Here is an 18,444-nt window from a genome sequence, read left to right as displayed (position 1 = left end):
ATGATGGGCTTGACGGCATCGCTTCGTATGCTGACCTCGACGCTGGCGATGTCGCTTGCGATGGTTCCGGCGCGGGCTGAAGGGTCCGCGCCGGCCCCCGCGCTGACCCTGGAGCTCAATGCCGCGCAGCCTTCCGACAAGGGCTGCCGGCTGACCTTCCTGGTCAACAACAATCTCGGTGCCGACCTCTCCAAGGCGGCGTTCGAGATTGCGCTGTTCAATGAGGCCGGCATCGTCGACCGGCTGACCGTGCTCGATTTCAAGGATCTGCCGGCTGGCAAGACCAAGGTGACCCGCTTTGATCTCGCCGGCACCGACTGCACCAAGGTCAGCCGCGTGCTGATCAACAGCGCGACCGAATGCGCAGGCGCCGGCGTCGAACCGGCCGCCTGCATGCGCAAGCTGAAGACGGACACCAAGACCGGCATCGCTTTTGGCGTCTGAGAACGGCCTTGGGACTGCATCCCGCATTCGGGCGAGACACCATGGCCTGGCCGCTGGCTGGCCATGGATCAGTGACGCCACGGGCAAACGATCTTGATTTGACTTTTGCCCGCCGGCCGCTGCAATTTCCGGCCCGCGAGATGCAGGAAATCAGCCCCCTCCCCGACGCTGGCAAAGAGCTGGCGATAGCGCCGGCAGAGCCGCTTGCAGTCGCGCGGCCGGTGGCCCGATGGCCCATTGCCATTGTCGTCTCCGGCCTGCTTCACGCCGCTGTCGCGGCATTCTTTCTGATCTCGCCCGCCGGCACATTCGATTTCCCGAATGCGGAGCAACCGGAAGGCAGCGATCACACAGGCGACAAGGTGGCTGGCAGCGCCCTGGACAAGGATCCGGCGGCGATCAATGTCACGCTGGAGTCGAAACCGCAGCCGACCAAGCCGGAGCCGGCGGTCAGACCGGTGCCGCCGACAAAACCCTTGCAGCCTGAGCAGCAAACCGTGGAGCAAGGTTCTCAGCCCACACAGGAACCAGCCAAGCCGCTTCCCAAACCTTTGCCGGAAGTTGTCAAACAGCCAGCAGTCACGCCGGACATACTGGTGGCGGCGACCCCGCGCCCTGACAACCAGAGTGTGGCTGCCAGGACCGAAACACCGGCACAGCCGAGCGTCCAGGCCGAGAGCGCTGAGATGCCTGTCGCCGTTCCGGACCAACCGCCGATCCCCAGCACTCGGCCCACTCCGGCGATCGCTCCTTCAAAGGCAGCGGACGAGAAGCGTGGCACGGCAGACGGCCAGGACCGGCTGGCGCAGGCCGCCAGCAAGGGCAAAAGGCGGAACGAGGCAGGCTCCAACGCTGAATCCAGCTACCGAAGCGACGTCATCAGCAAACTTGGCCGCGTGTATCGAGCAGTGCCGCCTTCGTTGCAAGCGACGGCGCGCACCAACGCCGTTGTCACCTTCGTCATCGGCAGGCAGGGCAACATCGACGAGCTGCGTGTCGTCGAAAGCTCGGGCTCGGCAACTTTCGACCAGATCGTGCTTGGTTTCGTTCGCAAGGCGGCCCCTTTCCCTCCGATCCCGGCAAAGGTTGGCAACAGTCTGGAATTCACCGGCGCGATCGGTCCGTTCTGAGAGCCGACGCCTCGCCGCATCCTTCAATCGCAGCAGTCCACCAATTCAGAAAGGAACGCCATGTACATCGCCATGAACCGCTTCAAGGTGCAGAACGGCTCGGAAGCCGATTTCGAAGCGGTGTGGAAGAACCGCGATTCCAGCCTTGCCGAGATGAAGGGTTTTCGGGAATTCCATCTGCTGCGCGGCCCGGTGAACGAGACCGAAGGCTACACGCTGTTTGCCTCGCACACGGTGTGGGCGAGCCAGGACGATTTCGTCGCCTGGACCAGGTCGGAGAATTTTCGCGCCGCGCACAGGAATGTCGGCACGACGAAGGTCCACTATCTCGGCCATCCGCAATTCGAGGGTTTTTCGGTCGTCGAAGGCGCCTGAGAATGGGCTGAACTAGGCCGCAGCTAGCAGGCTGGCATTGCCGCCCGCGGCCGTGGTGTCGACGCAGACCGCACGCTCATGCGCATAGGCCGCCGGGTTGAGCACCTCGCTGACCAGCGGGACGATCGGACCCGTTCTGTCAGCGATGACCTTGCGCACGATGCGCGCCGCCTCCGGTGTGCCTGAGAAAGCGACGACATCGACGCGCAGCGAACGCGCTTCGACCGGATCGGGGCGGCCATCTATTGCCGCCAGCGGCAAGCCCTTGCCGGTCAACGCCGACAATGCAGCCGGCGCCCCAGGCGCCACGGCCAGCACCGCATTGCCGGCGGCGAGCGCCTGGATCGTCTGGGCCAGCAGCGTCGCGGCATCCGGCCCCAGGCACAGCACCCGCCCGCGCGGCGACAGCGACAGCGTGTTGGCCTCGCCCGTCGGTCCGGGCAGGTCGACCTGGCCGAAATCGATTGCAGCGGCGGCGCCGATGGCTGCCGCGCCCTTGCCGCGCAGATGCTTCCTCAGGATGGCGATCCGGTCCGGGCGCGTCGACCAGCCGCCAAGGGTCGGATCGGGCAGATTGTCGGCCAGTTCGGTGGCCGTCACCTTGTGGCCATCGCCAACTTCCGTGCCGGCTTCCGGCCCCTTGCGGAAGCGGCGCAGATAATGCGGGCCGCCGGCCTTTGGACCCGTGCCGGACAGCCCCTCGCCGCCAAAAGGCTGTGATCCGACGACGGCGCCGATCTGGTTGCGGTTGACGTAGATGTTGCCGGCATGGATACCGTCGACAAAATGCTGGACGCGACCTTCGATGCGGGTGTGCAGCCCGAAGGTCAGGCCATAGCCCTTGCGGTTGATGGCGGCGATGACAGCATCGATCTCATCGGCGTCGAAGCTGGCGACATGCAGCACCGGCCCGAACACCTCACGGTCCATCTCCTCGATGCCCTTGACCCGGAAGACATGCGGCGCGACGAAGCGCCCGTCCTTCGGCGCCTCGAGCTTGGCGATCAGCCGGCCCTCTAGACCCTTCTTGACGCAATAGTCGCGGATCGACGCCTGCGCCTCATCGTCGATGACCGGCCCGACATCGGTCGAAATCCGCCAGGGATCACCGATGTTGAGCGCCTCCATGGCGCCTTTCAGCATCTCCAGCATCTTCTTCTCGACGTCCTTCTGGACATAGAGCACGCGCAGCGCCGAGCAGCGCTGACCCGCACTCTGGAAAGCCGAGGCCAGGATATCGCGCACCGCCTGCTCGGGCAGCGCGGTGGAATCGACGATCATCGCGTTCAAGCCGCCGGTCTCTGCAATCAGCATGGCGTCTGGAGCGGCGGTCTCGGCGAGCTGTTTTTCGATCAGCTTGGCGACATCGGTCGACCCGGTGAAGCAGACGCCGGCAATGCGCGGGTCGGCGGTCAGCGGCGCGCCCACCGACGGGCCGTCGCCGGGCAGCAGTTGGATGATGTCTTCCGGCACGCCGGCCTCGCGCAGCAATTCGACGGCACGGAAAGCAATCAGCGGCGTCTGTTCGGCCGGCTTGGCGATGACCGAATTGCCGGTAACCAGCGCTGCCGCGATCTGGCCGGTGAAGATCGCCAGCGGGAAGTTCCACGGCGAAATGCAGACTATGGCGCCACGCGCCTGCGTGCCCGCCTCGGCATTGGCCGCCTCGGCGGCGTAGTAGCGCAGGAAATCGACGGCCTCGCGCACTTCCGCCACGCCGTCGGCCAGCGATTTGCCTGCCTCGCGGGTGGCAAGCGCGAAGAACTCGACCGCATTGGCCTCATAGAGGTCGGCGGCGCGGTTGAGGATGGCGGCGCGTTCGGCAACGGGGCGCTTTGCCCAGGCCGGCTGCGCTTCCACAGCGATGCGCACGGCGATCGTGACCTGCTTGGCAGCGGCCTCGTGAACCGTTCCGACCACTTCATCGGGCTTGGCCGGATTGACGACCGGGCGTGGCTTGCCATAACCGGCAGCCCGCGTGATCGGCTTGGCGTGCCAGCGGTCCGGCCCGGCGAACGCCGCCCTGGCTTTGTCGATGACCGCCAGCGTCACCGTGTCGGTGATGTCGAATCCCCTTGAATTGCGGCGGCCCGCGCCAAAAATCTGCGACGGCCTGGCAATCGCCGGATTGGCGGCGGGGCCTTGGCTTTCGACCGTTTCGAGCGGATCGCGCGCGATGTCTTCCGGCTCGACATCCTCGTCGGTCAGTTGGTGCACGAAGGAGGAGTTGGCGCCGTTTTCCAGCAGGCGACGCACCAGATAGGCCAGCAGGTCCGAATGCGCGCCGACCGGCGCATAGATGCGGCAGCGCGTGCCTTCGGCCTGGCGCACGGTCTCGTGCAGGGCCTCGCCCATGCCATGCAGGCGCTGGAACTCAAAGGAATCGCGGTTCGTGGCCATCGACAGGATGGCGGCGACGGTATGGGCGTTGTGGGTGGCGAATTGCGGATAGATGCGGTCGGTCATGCCAAGCAGTTTCTTCGCGCAAGCCATGTAGGAGACGTCGGTGTTGGCCTTGCGGGTGAAGACGGGATAGCCGGCCAGTCCGAGCGTCTGCGCCCGCTTGATCTCGGTGTCCCAATAGGCGCCCTTGACCAGCCGCACCATGATGGTGCGGTCGTATTTCCTGGCCAGCGCATAGAGCCAGTCGATGACGAAGGCCGCGCGCGGCCCATATGCTTGCACCACCACGCCAAAGCCATTCCAGCCGGCGAGTTCCGGCTCGGCCAGCACGCGCTCGATGACATCCAGCGACAGATCGAGGCGGTCGGCCTCCTCGGCGTCGATGTTGAGGCCCATGCGCGAATGTCTGGCCGCAAGCGCCAGCGACAGCAGCCGCTCGGCCATGACAGGCAGCATCTCCTCCTTCTGCGCCACCTCGTAGCGCGGATGCAGCGCCGAGAGCTTCACCGAGATACCGTGGTTCTGCCTGATGTCAGGTCCGTTGGAACCGCCATCGAGCGAGGAAATCGCGTCGGCATAGGCCTTGTGGTAGCGCAGTGCATCGGCCTCGGTGCGGGCCGCCTCGCCCAGCATGTCGAAGGAATAGAGGTAGCCCTTCTGTGTCATCGGCCGGCCGCGCTTGACGGCTTCCGCGATGGTGCGGCCGAGCACGAACTGTTCGCCCATCTCGCGCATGGCGGCGGCCACCGCCTTGCGGATGACCGGCTCGCCCAGCCTGCGCACCATCGAGCGCAGCGTGCCTTCGATGCCGCCCTCGCCCTCGTCCAGCACGCGGCCGGTCAGCATCAGCGCCCAGGTCGAGGCATTGACGAAGATCGAGCTCGAACCGCCGGAATGCGCCGACCAGTCATGCGGCGCGATCTTGTCGGCAATCAGATCGTCCATCGTCTCGGTGTCGGGCACCCGCAGCAGCGCCTCGGCCAGGCACATCAGCGCCACGCCCTCCTTGGTGGAAAGGCCGTAGGCGGAGAGGAAAACTTCCATCAGCCGGGGATCGGAGGAGCCGCGCACCGCCCGCACCAGATCGGCCGCCCGCGCCGAGATCGCATCGCGATCCGCAGCCGAAAGCCCTGTCGCCTCGGCCAGCCGCTTCACGGCCTCGTCTTCGTCGGGAAGATAATTGGCACGGATCTGCTGGCGGATGGTGTCGAGCGGCATGGCGGGTCCCGTGGAGCGAGCATCAGGGAGCGGGCCGGTTGTCACCGGACCGAATGGCGCAAGCTAGCACAGGCGCGGATTCCAGTCGGTCCAAAGAAATCGACAGGACAGACCGATCGATCTATCATTATGTCAATTCCTCAGAGTTTGGACTGTAATTTTTATGACAGAAGACCAATTGGACCGCATCGACCGCAACATCCTGTCGGCGCTGGCCAGCAATGGCCGCCTTTCCATGTCGGAACTCGCGGCCAAGGTCGGTCTCTCCAAGACACCGGTGCAGGCGCGGGTCAAGCGGCTGGAGAAGGACGGCTACATCAGGGGCTACCAGGCGATCATCGACCGTGAGCGCATGGGCGAAGGCCATGTCGCCTTCGTCCAGGTGAAATTGTCCGATACCCGTTCCGCCGCGCTCGACGCTTTCAATCGCTCGGTGCAGGCGGTGCCGGAGATCGAGCAGTGCCACATGATGGCGTCGAGCTTCGATTACCTACTGAAGGTCCGCACCCGGGACATCGCCGCCTACCGCCGCGTATTGGGTGAACGCATCTCGGCGCTCCCCCACGTCGCCCAGACCTCGACCTTCGTGGCGATGGAGACGGTGAAGGATCGCTGACCATGATCCCGAAAAGTGGATGCCGGTTTTCGGACAAGATCATGGTCAAACAACAGCTTACTCCGACAGCGTCTTCAAAAACGCCACCAGCGCCGCGCGTTCGCGGTCCGACAGCTGCAGCGGATGGATCTCGGTTGTCCCCCTCACGCTCGCCGCCGCCTTGGCGTAATGCGCCACCACCTCGTCGAGCGACGAAAACTGCCCGGCATGCATATAGGGCGGCCGCGTGGCCGCGCCGCGCAGCGACGGCGTCTTGTAGGCGCGCACCAGTTCCGGCGCATCCTTGACCATGAAGCGCAGCTCGCCGCAGGCGCTGACGTCGCCGTCACGGTAGGCGCCGAAACAGTTGAACGGATCGGCCTCGACCTGTGCAACCGCGTCGACCCGGCCGCGATCCGGCGGCAGGTCCGCGACGGGCGGCACGCCGGTGTTGTGAAAACCGTTGTCGGTGAAGCGCGGGCCATTGTGGCAGGTCACGCAATTGGCCTTGCCGATGAACAGTTTCAGCCCAAGGATTTCTTCCCGCGTAAAGACGGCATCGCTCTTCGGCTCGGCGCCGGTGGCAAGGTCCAGGGCAAACCGGTCGAAGCGCGTCTGCGCCGGCTCGATCGAGCGTTCGAAGGCCGCGATCGCCTTGCCGATATTGGCAAAGACGCGGTTGATGGCGTCGCGCTGCGCATCGCTCATCGCGTTCCAGGCAGCCCTTTCGGCATCGTTGCCAAGCGGGCTCGCATTCAACGGAATGCCGGCAAAATCGGGCAACGGCCCGAAAATGCGCTCATAGCGCTCGCCGAAGCGTGCCTTGATGTAGTGCGCGTAGGCAGTACGGTTTCCTGCTTGCTCCAGCGGATTTTCCAGCGGCGTCAGCGCTTGCGCCCACAGGCTGTCGCGGCGGCCGTCCCAGAAGAACCAGGGATCGTGCGCCACGCCGGCCAGCGGCATGGTGCGCCGGTTGGTGCGGCCGACGCCCAGGGCTTGCGGCAGGTCGTCCTGGAACTGGCGGTCGATCTTGTGGCAGGTCGAGCATGACACCGTGCCATCGCGGCTCATGCCCAGATCGAAGAACAGCGTCGAGCCAAGGGCCGCGGCGGCCGGCACGTCGGCGAAGCGATTGGTGGTGTCGGGTTTCAGCGACGGCAGCGTGTTCAGGGCCAGCGAGGCGATGGTTTTCCTCTCGGCGTCGGAAAAATCCGACTTGCCGCAGCCCACGAGGATGACGGCGACCATCAGCGCCAGAAAGCAGAAAAGGCGCTTCATCGATCGCTCACAGCACCACGTTGAACAGCACCGTATCTGAGCCGGCGCCAGACGAGATGGCGAACCGAACTTGCCACCAGCCACTCATGGTGAATTTCAGCCCCTCGATGCGGTAACGGCCATCGCCGAGATAGTCGGTCACCTGCGGGCTGGTCGGCAGGCCGTGATTGTGTTGCGGCATGCCGCCGGAGATGGCGATCGCAGCTCGCTCCACCGAAGCCCCGGTCTTTGTTTTCAGCGTCAGCAGCCAGGATTCCAGTTCGCCCTGCCGCACCACGCCCCGTTCCGGTACGAAGCTCGCCATGTAAAGCCCGTTGTCGGTTTTCTTCGTCCGCGAGAGATCCGGGCCAGCAAGCTGCGCGCTTTGCGGCGCCGTTAGATAGACGACCGCGAGCACGCCGACCAGCAGAGCAGCCAGACCAAGACCCGCCAAAAGATAACGCCATATCGATGCCAAACCGGTTCCTCTTCTGCGGATAACGCTCGGCCGGGTGGATCGCGTCCCGCCAGCCTGTGGGAAAACGCTGTGGCGCAAAAAAGCCTGCTTGCCAAGCATGGCGCTGCCGCCGGCAAAAAGCTACAGCACCGAAATCAATGGAGGATTGCAGATGGCGGGAAACGGCGTCGCCTCGATCGGCGAATGCATGCTCGAACTGTCGGGCCAGACCGGGCCGAACTGGCGCATGGGTTTTGCCGGCGACACGTTCAACACGCTATGGGCGCTGCACGCGTTGAGCAAGGACCGGCCGGCGACCTATGTCTCGGCCTTCGGCGACGACCCCTTTTCGCAAGGCCAGATAGGCTTCTTCGCCGAAAACGGCATCGGCATCGGTTCCAGTCCGATAATACCGGGCGCGCGGCCCGGCCTCTATGCGATCACCCTGACAGGTGCCGAGCGCTCCTTCACCTACTGGCGCGGCGACGCCGCCGCCCGGCAGCTTGCCTCGGATCCCGCCGCACTGTCGAAAAATCTTGAAAATCAGGCGCTTGTGTACTTTTCCGGAATCACTTTGGCAATTCTGGACGATGCCGCACGCAAGACACTGCTGGAAGCCGTCGCCAAGGCACGCGCCGCTGGCTCGCTGATCGCCTTCGATCCCAATTATCGGCCACGGCTTTGGCGCAACCGCGAAAGCGCGCAGGCAGCGATCGTCGAGGCACTCGGCGTCACCGACATCGCCCTGCCGACCTTCCCCGATGAACAGATGCTGTTTGAGGATGCAACGCCGCTGGCGACGGCCGAGCGGCTCAGGCAATGGGTCGGCGAGGTCGTCGTCAAGAACGGCGAACGGCCGGCGCTGATCGCCGAGAGCGGAACATTGCATGACGTGCCGGCGATCCATGTCGCGGCCGCCGTCGACACCACCGGCGCCGGCGATTCCTTCAATGGCGGCTACCTGGCGGCGCGTCTTGCCGGCCATGGCCCGCGCGAAGCGGCAAGCCGGGCGCATCGCGTCGCCGCCGCCGTGGTCCAGGTTCGCGGCGCCCTGGCGCCATTCGAGACGCTGCGGGCAGCGTTCGAAAACTAGCCGCCTGGAGACCTATGGAAGGCGGAAACGGTATTCCGTCACGTGGTGATAAATCGCACCTGGCCAGAGCGTTGCCTGCGGGAAATACGGCCGGTTCGGCGCATCCGGCCAGATTTGCGGCTCCAGGCAGAAGGCGGAAAAAGCCTGGTAGTCGCGGCCTTCCAACCCCTTGCGCGGCGTCACATACTGGCCGGTGTAGAGCTGAACGCCTGGCTCGGTGGTCCAGACCTCCATCTCGACGCCGGAGCTCGCCCCTTGCGTCCATGCCGCTTGCCGCAACGGCCCGCGTGCCGATGCAAGGCAGAAATTCTGGTCGTAGGGGAGCTGCTCGCCCTCGGTCTCCATGCGCAGCGGCCGCGCCTGGCGGAAATCGAAGGGCGTGCCGTCGACCGGCTTGACCACGCCGGTCGGGATCATGTCGCCGTCGACAGGCAGATAGGCGCCGGCGTTCAGCATCATCCTGTGGTCGAGAATGTCACCGGCGCCGCCATCATCCAGGTTGAAATAGGAATGCTGGGTGAGATTGCACAGCGTCGGCTCCTCGCAGGTCGCCGTCAGCTCGACGCTGAGCGTGCCGGGGATCTTCAGCCGGTAGGTGCAGGTGACGTCGAGCGCACCGGGAAAACCCATCGCGCCGTCGGGATCGTGCAGCGTCAGCGTGACGAAGTCCCTGCCGTGCAGCGAAACCGCCCACGGCCGATGCGCATAGCCCTGTGAGCCGCCATGCAGCGTATGCTTGCCGAGGAAGTTTTGCTCGGTCTGGTAGCGGTTGCCACCGATGGTGAAGCGGCCGTCGCGGATGCGGTTGGCATAGCGGCCGACCACCGCGCCGAAGAAGGCGTTGTCGGCCTCATAGGCTTCCAGCGTGTCGTAGCCGAGCACCAGCGGCGCATCGTGACCGGTCAGGCGCAAATCCTGGATGATGGCGCCGAGGCCGATGACATTGGCGGTGAGACCGCCGCCCCTGATGGTGAAGCGGCGTACCGGCTCACCCGCCTGCGTCGTGCCGAAAACCTCGCCGTCCTTCATTGCCATGCCCGCAAACGTCAGTTGATCCAAAGGATTTCGGCTGGTTTTCTCGACCCAAGGCGGCGGGCCAGGCCCGCCGACTTCAGGGACAAGGTATCAGAGGCCGAGGCCGCCGATACAGACATATTTGGTATCGAGGTAATCCTCGATACCCTGATGTCCGCCTTCCTTGCCGAGGCCCGATTCCTTGACGCCGCCGAACGGCGCCTCCGGCGTGGTGATCAGGCCTTCATTGACGCCGACCATGCCGTATTTCAGCCCTTCCATGACGCGGAAGGCGCGGCCGAGATCGCCGGTGTAGAAATAGCAGGCAAGGCCGAATTCGGTGTCGTTGGCGAGCGCTATTGCTTCCGCTTCGGTCTCGAACTTGAACACCGGAGCGACCGGCCCAAAAATCTCTTCCTTCATGAAGCGCATCTTGGGCGTCGCGTTGGCGATCACCGTCGGCTGGAAGAACGAACCGCCGAGCGCATGACGCTTGCCGCCGGCGACAATCTTGCCGCCCTTCGAGGTCGCGTCTGCGATCAGTTCCTCGACCTTCTCGACCGCCTTCTCGTCGATCAGCGGCCCCTGCTGCACGCCTTCCTCGAGGCCGGAACCGACCTTCAGCCCGTTGCTGGCGGCGGCCAGTTTCTCGACGAACTTGTCATAGACGCCGGCCTGGACGAGGAAGCGGTTGGTGCAGACGCAGGTCTGGCCGGAATTGCGGTATTTGGCGGTGATCGCGCCGGCGACGGCACGGTCGATATCGGCGTCGTCGAAGACGATGAACGGCGCGTTGCCGCCAAGCTCCATCGACACCTTCTTCACGGTAACCGACGACTTCTGGATGAGGAGCTTGCCGACTTCGGTCGATCCGGTGAAAGTGATCTTCGACACCAGCGGATTGGCGCAGATCTCGTCGCCGATCTCGCTGGCCGAGCCGGTCAGGATGTTGACGACGCCCTTGGGGAAGCCGACTTCCTCGGCAAGCGCGCCCCAGGCGAGGCCCGAGTAAGGCGTCTGCGAGGCCGGCTTGACGACGGCGGTGCAGCCGGCGGCGAGCGCGGGACCGAGCTTGCGGGCCAGCATCGAGGACGGGAAATTCCACGGCGTGATGGCGGCGATGACGCCGACCGGTTCCTTGGTCACCAGGATGCGGCGGTCCGCCCATGGCGAGGGCACGACGTCGCCATAGGTACGGCGGCCTTCCTCGGCGAACCACAGAATGTAGGCCGCGGCCGAACCGATCTCGCCCTTCGATTCGAACAGTGACTTGCCCTGCTCGATGGTCAAGAGCTCGGCCAGCACGTCCTGATTGTCCATCATCGCGTCATGCAGCTTGCGCAAGAGCTTCGAACGCTCGAGCGCGGTCGTCTTGCGCCAGGTCTTGAAGGCGGCGTCCGCGGCCTCGATGGCGCGGCGGGTCTCGGCCTTGCCCGATTTCGGCACGGTGCCGATCTTGAGGCCGGTGGCGGGGTTGTTGACGTCGACCGTCTGGCCACTATCGGCCTGCACCCATTCGCCGTTGATGAGATTGGCCTGCCGCATGAAATGGCTGGTTTTCTGAAGCATGGTCTATCCTCCGTTCGGCGCACTGACGGGCCGGTCTGTGAAATCTTCGGTGAGCGTGCGCCATGACCTGAAGCCGGCACGCCGGAGCCACTGCTCTTTACCTAGGGCAAGGCTCGCAAGCAATCGCAAGATGGCATATAGGGGTTGGGCCAGCCCGGGACGAGAGCAAGCTTACCGCCTCGCCTGGATCTGCGCATCGCCTAGCCAAAGACATGCACGACAATCGTCAGCCAGAAAGCCATGGTGACGGCAGCGCAGGCGGTGGCGATGGTCATCTGGTTCGATGCAAGCGCCTGGCCGGTGTTGAACTGCACGGCGATCAGGTAGGAGTTGATGCCGGACGGCAGCGCCGCCACCACGACCGCCACCTTGGCGGTCAGGGGCGGCAGGCCGAGCAGCCAGACGAAGGCAAGAACCAGCGCCGGCATCAGGAACAGTTTCAGCGCCGAAAGCGCCAGTGCCGGCCGGACATTGCCGGAAACGCCGAAGCGGCGCAGGCTGAGCCCCATGGCAAACAGCGCCACCGGCCCTGCGGTGTGGGCCAGCGCATCGACCAGCCGCATGACGAGGCCAGGCAGCGGCACGCCGCTCAGCCGCCACGCCAGGCCGAGCAGGATGCCGATGATCAGCGGATTGATGAACAGCCGCCGCAGGAAGCTGCGCAGCACCCGCAGCGGATGCACATGTTCGTCACCGCCGCGGCCGAACATCTCGAACAGCACGATCGAGGCCATCATCATGACCGGCAGATGCACGGAAACCAGCAGCGACAGCACTTCGAAGCCGCTCGGGCCGAATATGCCGAGGATGAAGGGAGCGCCGAGCAGCACGACATTGGAATAGGCCGACGATACGCCTCCGACGACGCCGGCGCGCGCGTCGCGCCCGAAGATCCGCGTGGTGACGAGATGGCCGGCGGCCCAGGTGATCGCCGCCGCCGCGAAATAGGCTCCCCACAATGGCCACGGCGCAACGCCGTGGAAATCGGCCTTCACCATTGTCTGGAACAGAAGCAGCGGCATCGCCACCGAGACCGCGAAATCCGATATCCCCTCGCCGCTCGCCGGTCTGAGATAGCCGGTCAACCCGGCGAAATAGCCGAGCGCCACGAGACTGAAGACGAAGAGCACGGTTTCTGTAAGCGGAGACATTTTTTCAGGGATAGGCGAGCCATGCGCGCGGCGCAATCGCGCCCGAATTTGATCATGGTATGCTGGCAACGTTATAGAGGGTTTGCATCAGGGCGGACACGAACGGCAAATGACCTTTGTCGAAACCTCAGGACGCAATCTTCTTGCACGGATGTGGCTGACAGCTTTCGTCGCCGCCCTGTTTTGTCTTGCCGCGACGGCGCTTGCATTTGCCGAGGCGAAAAGCCTCAAGGGCGTGGCGCTGATCATCGGCCAGTCGAACTACCTGCACATCGCCGCCCTGCCCAACCCGGCCAATGACGCCCGCGACATGGCCAAGATGCTGACCGACCTCGGCTTCGACGCCCGCAACGTCACCGATCGCGATGCCGCCAAGCTGAATCGCGATCTCGAACGCTTCGTCGAGGACGCCGAAGGCGCCGACGTCGCTTTCATCTATTACTCCGGCCACGGCATCGAAGCCGGTGGTGAGAACTATCTGGTTCCGGTCGATGCCGATGTCACGTCGCTCAAGGACGCGGGCCAGGAGCTGGTGCCGATTTCCGCCGTCATGGACGAGTTGAAGAAGACCGTGCCGGTGACGATCATGCTGCTCGACGCCTGCCGCACCAATCCGTTTCCGGCGGACGCCGTGGTGCGCCGGGCGCCGACCGCTTCCGCCGAGCCGATCGGCGCCGGCGGGCTGGAACCGGTGCGCGGCGCCAAGGCGCTCGCCAACGCGTCGGCGCAAGATGCGAGCCTGGGCACGGTGGTCGGCTTCGCCGCCGAACCGGGCCGACCGGCGCTCGACGGCGCGGCCGGCGAAAACAGCCCCTATGCCGCCGCCCTGCTGCGCCACCTCGCGGCGATGAAAGGCACGGAGTTCGGCTCCGTCATGCGCATGGTGACGGAGGAAGTCTATCTCGACACCAAGGCCAAGCAGCGCCCCTGGGTCAATGAAAGCCTGCGCCGCCTGCTGTATTTCGGCGTCGCGCCACCGGAACCGACCGGCGACGACGGGCTGATCACCGGCGAGAGGCGGCAGTTGCTCTTGACCATTTCCGACCTGCCCGACCCGAAGCGGGCGCAGGTGGAACTGGCCTCGCTGCAGGAGGGCGTGCCGCTAGACGCGCTCTATGGCGTGCTGAGGGCGCTGGGAACGGACAAGATCCCCGAGGATCCGACCGACCTGCAGAAGGTGCTCGACGCGCAAGCCGAGCGCCTGAAGAAGATGATGTCCGAGCGTGCGGCACTGCGCACCGACGATCCCGAGATCAAGCGGCTGGTCGCCTCCGCCGACAAGGCCATTGGCCAGGGCGCCATGGTGACGGCGCGCAAATTCCTCGACGACGCCGTCGGCAGGGTCGAGCAGAACAGCGGTGCCGTCGACGAGGCCGAAGAACTGGTCAGGCAGAAACGCATCGCCGACGCCGCCATCTATGCCAAACGCGCCGACGCCGCCGCACTGGTCTTCGACTACAAATCCGCCGCCAACGACTATGCCAAGGCCTTCTCGCTGGTCGAGAAATGGGACGACAAGCTGCGCTGGAACTACAAGAACCAGGAAGCCGAGGCGCTCAACGCCCACGGTTACGCCACCGGCGATCTCGATGCATTGCAGCACGCGATCGAGGCCTATCGCGCCATCCTGAACTTCATTCCCAATGGCGAGCAGAACAGGGATTGGGCCATCACCCGCAACAACATGGCTGTGGTGCTGCAGACCATCGGCGAGCGCGAGACCGAGACCGCACATTTGGAAGAAGCCGCGCAGATCTTCCGCGCTTCGCTCGTCGTCTTCGAGCGCGAGAAGGACGATCGCAACTGGGCGGCCGCGCAGAATAACCTTGCCAATGTCCTCTTGAAGATCGGCGAGCGCGAGAGCGATCCGAAGCGTCTAAACGAGGCAGTGGCCGCGATGCGCGCCACGTTGGAAAAGCGCCCGCGCGACAAGCTGCCGCTCGACTGGGCAGCTTCGCAGAACAATCTCGGCCTGGCGCTCTATGCGCTTTCCGAACGCGAACCAGCCGGCGAGCACCTGAAGGACGCGGAAGCCGCCTACCGGCTGGCGCTCGAGGAATACACGCGCGAGAAAGCCCCCGTGGAATGGGCGATGGTCGAGAACAATCTCGGCAACACGCTGGTGACGCTCGGCATCCAGCTCAACGACAAGGCCAAGATCAACGAAGCGGCCGATGCCTTCCGCGCCGCGCTGAAGGTGCGAACCCGCGAGACCTTCCCGGTCTCGTGGGCGACCAGCCGGCTCAACCTCGGCAACGCGCTGAGCGGTGTTGCCCGCTTCGACATGGGCACGGACACGCTTGAAGAGGCAGCCGCGGCCTATGACGATGCGCTGACGGTGTTTACCCGGCAGCGCTTCCCGATGGACTGGGCGTCCGCCCAGAACAATCTCGGCTCGATCTACCAGACGCTTGGCCAGCGGACCCGCGACGCGGCCAGGCTCGAACAGTCGGTGGCAGCGTTCCAGGCAGCCCGGCAGGTCTATGTCAGGCGGAAATTCCCGCAGGATTGGGCCATGAGCTACTACAATCTCGGCAACACGCTGCAACTGCTTGGCGGCGTGACGGACAAGCCCGAGCACTACAGCGAGGCGGTCGACGCCTACAGCAATGCGTTGCGCGAGTACAAGCGCGAGACCAACCCGCGGCAATGGGCGCTCGCCCAGGCCGGCCTCGGCTCGACGCTGCACTGGCTGAGCATGAGCAATGCCGATCCCAAAACCCTGCGGGATTCGATCGCCGCCCGGCGGGCGGCACTCGAAGTGCTGACCATCGAGACGGCACCGGTCGACTGGGCCAACGCCCAGAACGGCATCGGCATGAGCCTGCTCAATCTCGGCAATATCGAACGGACCGGAAAATATCTCGACGAGGCCGAGGTGGCCTTCACGGCGACGCTGAAAGTCTTCACCAGGGAAAGCCAGCCCATGCAGTGGGCCTTTGAGCAGAACAATCTCGGCGACATCCACTGGAACCGCGCCAGCTATGGCGGCGGCAAGGCCGAGTATGTCAGGGCTATCGCGTTCTTCGAGAATGCCAAGCAGGGCTTTACCGAAGCCGGCTACACCATTCCCATCCCGCTTACCGACCAGAAGATCGATCTGGTGAAAAAGCAAATCGCCAAAAAGTGAGGCTGGGACATCTGCGACGCCCGCTTGTCTTTGTGCCGGCGTTCCGATCCCTATATGCGAATGGCCGGAACCCGATGTCGGGCCCCTGGAAGGACTGCGATGATCCGATTTGCCCTGGCCCTGTTGCTGCTCGTCGTTCCCGTCGCGGCCCATGCCACGGATGCCGGCTGGGCGTTGCTGCGCGATGGCGGCCATGTGGTGCTGCTGCGCCATGCCATGGTCACCGGCACCACCGATCCGGCCAATTTCGACATCGACAGCTGTGCCACCCAGATCAATCTGTCGGCGCGCGGCAAGCAGCAGGCAAGCAAGATCGGCGCCTTGTTTGCCGCTCGCGCCGCGCCGATCGAACGCGTGCTGTCCAGCCGTTACTGCCGCTGTCTCGACACCGCGCGTATCGCCTTCGAGGCCGAGCCGGAGCTTTTTGCCCCGCTCGATCTCCTGAAGGGCGACGACGGGCAGAAGGCAGCACAGATCGCCGCCATCATGAAGGAAATCCGCGCCTATTCCGGCTCCGACAATCTGGTCATGGTCACCCATTTGGAAGACATCGTGGCGCTGACCGGTGTTTCCCCGCGCGAGGGCGAGGCCGTGGTCGTCGAGCCGCAGGGCGACGGTCTGCGCGTGCTCGGCCGCGTCACCTTCTGAGGCCACTGCGTTCCATCCCGGGCGCGGCAGACAGTGTTGCCGAAATACCACCGCCGAAAGAAGCCGTAAATTCGCCGCGACAATGCCGCTTGCGACAACCCGTCGCAGGGGCTATAGGCGCGCACCCGGTCACGAAAACCGAAGTGAGCACAACGGTTGGAGCTTTCGTCTCCGCCCGTGCAGGCGGCTTTGCCGCGCTGTATACGGTGCCGCTTTGGGGATTGGGATCGCGGACGTAGCTCAGCGGAAGAGCGCCGGATTTGGGTCCGGAGGTCGCAGGTTCGATTCCTGCTGTCTGCACCACGGATAGCTCAGTTTGGTTAGAGCATCAGATTGTTAATCTGACTGTCGAAGGTTCGATTCCTTCTCCAACGGCCTGATAAGCCGACACCTTTGGGTGGTGTTATCCAAAAACGGTCCGGGGACCGGAATGCTGAAGACCTGACGAACGGCCGAAGCCTGCGGGCCAGGGCCGTATCGAAAGGTCCGACGCCATCGGTTCGCGGCCAGGTCCGCGGTGACGATCAAGGCGCAGTGTCGCCGGCAAGGGAGGCTTCGACCTCCGGCGCCCGCTTCGCTGCCCCGCGATCCGCTCCCGAAGGCCCGCCACGGATCGATGCCACCGGTCTCCGGATCATTCGTGCCCGGAAGATGATGTGAAACGAGAAACGAAGGGAAGATCGACGCATGAGTTGACGCCTCGCATGGGGCCATGCCCGACAGGAGTAAGACAATGACTGTTCTCGATAAGGTTCTTGGACGCGAGCGCGTCCTCGTAAGGGAAAACGAACGTGCCCTCACCCTCTACAAGGGTGAGATCAAGGCCGTCCTGATGCCGGGCGAGCACTGGCTAGCCAACCGGCGCGAGAGCCTGGAAGTGTCACGGCACGATCTGAAGAACCCGGAATTCGTTTCGGCATACGAGAAGGCGTTGTTCGACAAGCTCCCGGATGTGACCGCGCGTCATTTCACCGTCGTTCGCACCGGGCGCACGGATGTCGCCATCATCGAGCGCGACGGAAACCTGCATGCCGTTCTGGCGCCGGACCGCAAGCTGGTTCTGTGGACCGATGCCGGGCCGTGGACGGTGACGACGGTCGATACTTCGGCCGATCTGGCCATCGATCCGGCGGTCATGCGCCGGCTCGGCCAGGCCCGGAAGGCGGAGTTGATGTCCGTCCATCCGGTCGTCGATGGCCAGGCCGGCCTGCTGTTCGTCGATGGTGTCCTGGTCCGGACGCTAGCCGCGGGCGTGCACGGCTTCTGGAATGTCGGACGCCTGCTGCAGGTGAAGGTCGTCGACCTCAAGCGCCAGTCGCTCGATGTCGCCGGGCAGGAAGTGCTGACCAAGGATCGCGTAACGATCCGCGTCAACATCGCCGCCGAATACTGGGTCGTCGACCCGGTCAAGGCGGTGAGCGCCGTGAAGGACTTCTCCGAGGCCCTTTATCGCGCCCTGCAATACGCCTTCCGCAAGACGCTGGGCGCGCTGACGCTCGACCAGATTCTTGAAAAGAAGGTGACGGTCGACGAGGAAGCCGCGGCCAAGGTCCGTGCCGACATGGCCGATATCGGCCTCGAGGTCAGCGATATCGCCCTCAAGGATGTGATCCTGCCGGGCGAGATGCGCGAGATCCTCAACCAGGTGGTTTCGGCCGAAAAGCAGGCCGAGGCCAACGTCATCCGCCGCCGCGAGGAGACGAACGCCACGCGTTCCCTGCTCAACACGGCCAGGGTGATGGCGGAGAACCCGGTGATGCTGCGGCTGAAGGAGCTCGAGGCTCTGGAAACCATCGCCGGCAAGGTCGAGCGGCTGACTGTCCACAACGGAACGGGCGGGCTGCTGAACGACTTGGTCAAGCTCCGTGACAACAACTAACCTGACGTAATGGGAAGGGCCGCCGGGTTGACCGGCGGCCCTTCTTGCGTTTCTTGGGCACGCTTCCCATCTGCGCCCGGA

The 18,444-nt window shown here is 64.6% G+C and carries 14 protein-coding genes and 2 tRNA genes; 10 read left to right on the top strand and 6 right to left on the bottom strand.

The window, feature by feature from the left end:
* The 3 genes from CK226_RS02845 to CK226_RS02835 are packed head-to-tail and all read left to right on the top strand — an operon-like array spanning position 1 to position 1,949.
* Positions 1-444 (top strand): hypothetical protein, encoded by a 444-nt coding sequence (locus tag CK226_RS02845; protein WP_095790952.1) that lies wholly within the window; start codon positions 1-3, stop codon positions 442-444.
* A 41-nt stretch (positions 445-485) separates the two neighbouring features.
* Positions 486-1,574, top strand: coding sequence for a TonB family protein (locus CK226_RS02840; RefSeq protein WP_348629073.1), 1,089 nt, complete (start codon positions 486-488; stop codon positions 1,572-1,574).
* Positions 1,575-1,634: 60 nt separating this feature from the next.
* Complete coding sequence (locus CK226_RS02835; protein ID WP_095772901.1) at positions 1,635-1,949, top strand: antibiotic biosynthesis monooxygenase; 315 nt, start codon at positions 1,635-1,637, stop codon at positions 1,947-1,949.
* Positions 1,950-1,961: 12 nt separating this feature from the next.
* Here the strand turns inward: CK226_RS02835 and putA are convergent, their stop codons facing one another.
* Entirely contained in the window at positions 1,962-5,570 is a 3,609-nt protein-coding gene (putA, locus tag CK226_RS02830; protein ID WP_095790950.1) for a bifunctional proline dehydrogenase/L-glutamate gamma-semialdehyde dehydrogenase PutA, read from the bottom strand.
* A gap of 163 nt (positions 5,571-5,733) precedes the next feature.
* Between putA and CK226_RS02825 the strand changes: the two genes are divergently transcribed.
* Positions 5,734-6,186: an Lrp/AsnC ligand binding domain-containing protein gene (locus CK226_RS02825; RefSeq protein ID WP_064988817.1), complete on the top strand. Its 453-nt coding sequence runs from the start codon at positions 5,734-5,736 to the stop codon at positions 6,184-6,186.
* 57 nt (positions 6,187-6,243) lie between these two features.
* Here CK226_RS02825 and CK226_RS02820 read toward each other — a convergent pair whose 3' ends face one another.
* Entirely contained in the window at positions 6,244-7,443 is a 1,200-nt protein-coding gene (locus tag CK226_RS02820; protein ID WP_095790949.1) for a cytochrome-c peroxidase, read from the bottom strand.
* Between the two features lie 7 nt (positions 7,444-7,450).
* Positions 7,451-7,900: a FixH family protein gene (locus CK226_RS02815; protein ID WP_095787465.1), complete on the bottom strand. Its 450-nt coding sequence runs from the start codon at positions 7,898-7,900 to the stop codon at positions 7,451-7,453.
* Between the two features lie 151 nt (positions 7,901-8,051).
* Between CK226_RS02815 and CK226_RS02810 the strand changes: the two genes are divergently transcribed.
* Positions 8,052-8,972, top strand: coding sequence for a sugar kinase (locus CK226_RS02810; protein WP_095791078.1), 921 nt, complete (start codon positions 8,052-8,054; stop codon positions 8,970-8,972).
* 12 nt (positions 8,973-8,984) lie between these two features.
* Here the strand turns inward: CK226_RS02810 and CK226_RS02805 are convergent, their stop codons facing one another.
* The 3 genes from CK226_RS02805 to CK226_RS02795 form a co-directional block, all read right to left on the bottom strand.
* A complete protein-coding gene (locus tag CK226_RS02805) occupies positions 8,985-10,007 on the bottom strand; it encodes an aldose epimerase family protein (protein ID WP_095787464.1) in 1,023 nt (340 codons plus the stop codon).
* Positions 10,008-10,097: 90 nt separating this feature from the next.
* Positions 10,098-11,555 carry an NAD-dependent succinate-semialdehyde dehydrogenase gene (locus CK226_RS02800; protein ID WP_095787463.1) on the bottom strand — a complete coding sequence of 486 codons (1,458 nt, stop codon included), beginning with the start codon at positions 11,553-11,555 and terminating at the stop codon, positions 10,098-10,100.
* A 200-nt stretch (positions 11,556-11,755) separates the two neighbouring features.
* On the bottom strand, positions 11,756-12,706 hold the full coding sequence (locus tag CK226_RS02795) for an AEC family transporter (RefSeq protein WP_095790948.1): 951 nt from the start codon (positions 12,704-12,706) through the stop codon (positions 11,756-11,758).
* 151 nt (positions 12,707-12,857) lie between these two features.
* On the opposite strand from CK226_RS02795, the gene CK226_RS02790 reads away from it, so the two are divergent.
* The 5 genes from CK226_RS02790 (at position 12,858) to CK226_RS02770 (ending at position 18,363) form a co-directional block, all read left to right on the top strand.
* Positions 12,858-15,836 (top strand): caspase domain-containing protein, encoded by a 2,979-nt coding sequence (locus tag CK226_RS02790; RefSeq protein ID WP_245437637.1) that lies wholly within the window; start codon positions 12,858-12,860, stop codon positions 15,834-15,836.
* Positions 15,837-15,935: 99 nt separating this feature from the next.
* Positions 15,936-16,484 carry a histidine phosphatase family protein gene (locus CK226_RS02785; protein ID WP_095790946.1) on the top strand — a complete coding sequence of 183 codons (549 nt, stop codon included), beginning with the start codon at positions 15,936-15,938 and terminating at the stop codon, positions 16,482-16,484.
* 229 nt (positions 16,485-16,713) lie between these two features.
* Positions 16,714-16,787: transfer RNA gene (locus CK226_RS02780), tRNA-OTHER, on the top strand.
* A gap of 1 nt (position 16,788) precedes the next feature.
* Positions 16,789-16,856: transfer RNA gene (locus CK226_RS02775), tRNA-Asn, on the top strand.
* Positions 16,857-17,217: 361 nt separating this feature from the next.
* Positions 17,218-18,363: a slipin family protein gene (locus CK226_RS02770; protein ID WP_179300948.1), complete on the top strand. Its 1,146-nt coding sequence runs from the start codon at positions 17,218-17,220 to the stop codon at positions 18,361-18,363.
* Positions 18,364-18,444 lie beyond the last annotated feature (81 nt).

It is taken from the genome of Mesorhizobium sp. WSM4311, from assembly GCF_002295115.1.
Lineage (GTDB): Bacteria > Pseudomonadota > Alphaproteobacteria > Rhizobiales > Rhizobiaceae > Mesorhizobium.
This window is presented reverse-complemented; position numbering and strand designations above follow the sequence as displayed.

Coding starts and splice junctions, on each gene's coding strand:
- CK226_RS02845 (WP_095790952.1), top strand. CDS start 1: ATGATGGGCTTGACGGCATCGCTTCGTATGCTGACCTCGACGCTGGCG.
- CK226_RS02840 (WP_348629073.1), top strand. CDS start 486: ATGGCCTGGCCGCTGGCTGGCCATGGATCAGTGACGCCACGGGCAAAC.
- CK226_RS02835 (WP_095772901.1), top strand. CDS start 1,635: ATGTACATCGCCATGAACCGCTTCAAGGTGCAGAACGGCTCGGAAGCC.
- putA (WP_095790950.1), bottom strand. CDS start 5,570: ATGCCGCTCGACACCATCCGCCAGCAGATCCGTGCCAATTATCTTCCC.
- CK226_RS02825 (WP_064988817.1), top strand. CDS start 5,734: ATGACAGAAGACCAATTGGACCGCATCGACCGCAACATCCTGTCGGCG.
- CK226_RS02820 (WP_095790949.1), bottom strand. CDS start 7,443: ATGAAGCGCCTTTTCTGCTTTCTGGCGCTGATGGTCGCCGTCATCCTC.
- CK226_RS02810 (WP_095791078.1), top strand. CDS start 8,052: ATGGCGGGAAACGGCGTCGCCTCGATCGGCGAATGCATGCTCGAACTG.
- CK226_RS02805 (WP_095787464.1), bottom strand. CDS start 10,007: ATGGCAATGAAGGACGGCGAGGTTTTCGGCACGACGCAGGCGGGTGAG.
- CK226_RS02800 (WP_095787463.1), bottom strand. CDS start 11,555: ATGCTTCAGAAAACCAGCCATTTCATGCGGCAGGCCAATCTCATCAAC.
- CK226_RS02795 (WP_095790948.1), bottom strand. CDS start 12,706: ATGTCTCCGCTTACAGAAACCGTGCTCTTCGTCTTCAGTCTCGTGGCG.
- CK226_RS02790 (WP_245437637.1), top strand. CDS start 12,858: ATGTGGCTGACAGCTTTCGTCGCCGCCCTGTTTTGTCTTGCCGCGACG.
- CK226_RS02785 (WP_095790946.1), top strand. CDS start 15,936: ATGATCCGATTTGCCCTGGCCCTGTTGCTGCTCGTCGTTCCCGTCGCG.
- CK226_RS02770 (WP_179300948.1), top strand. CDS start 17,218: ATGACTGTTCTCGATAAGGTTCTTGGACGCGAGCGCGTCCTCGTAAGG.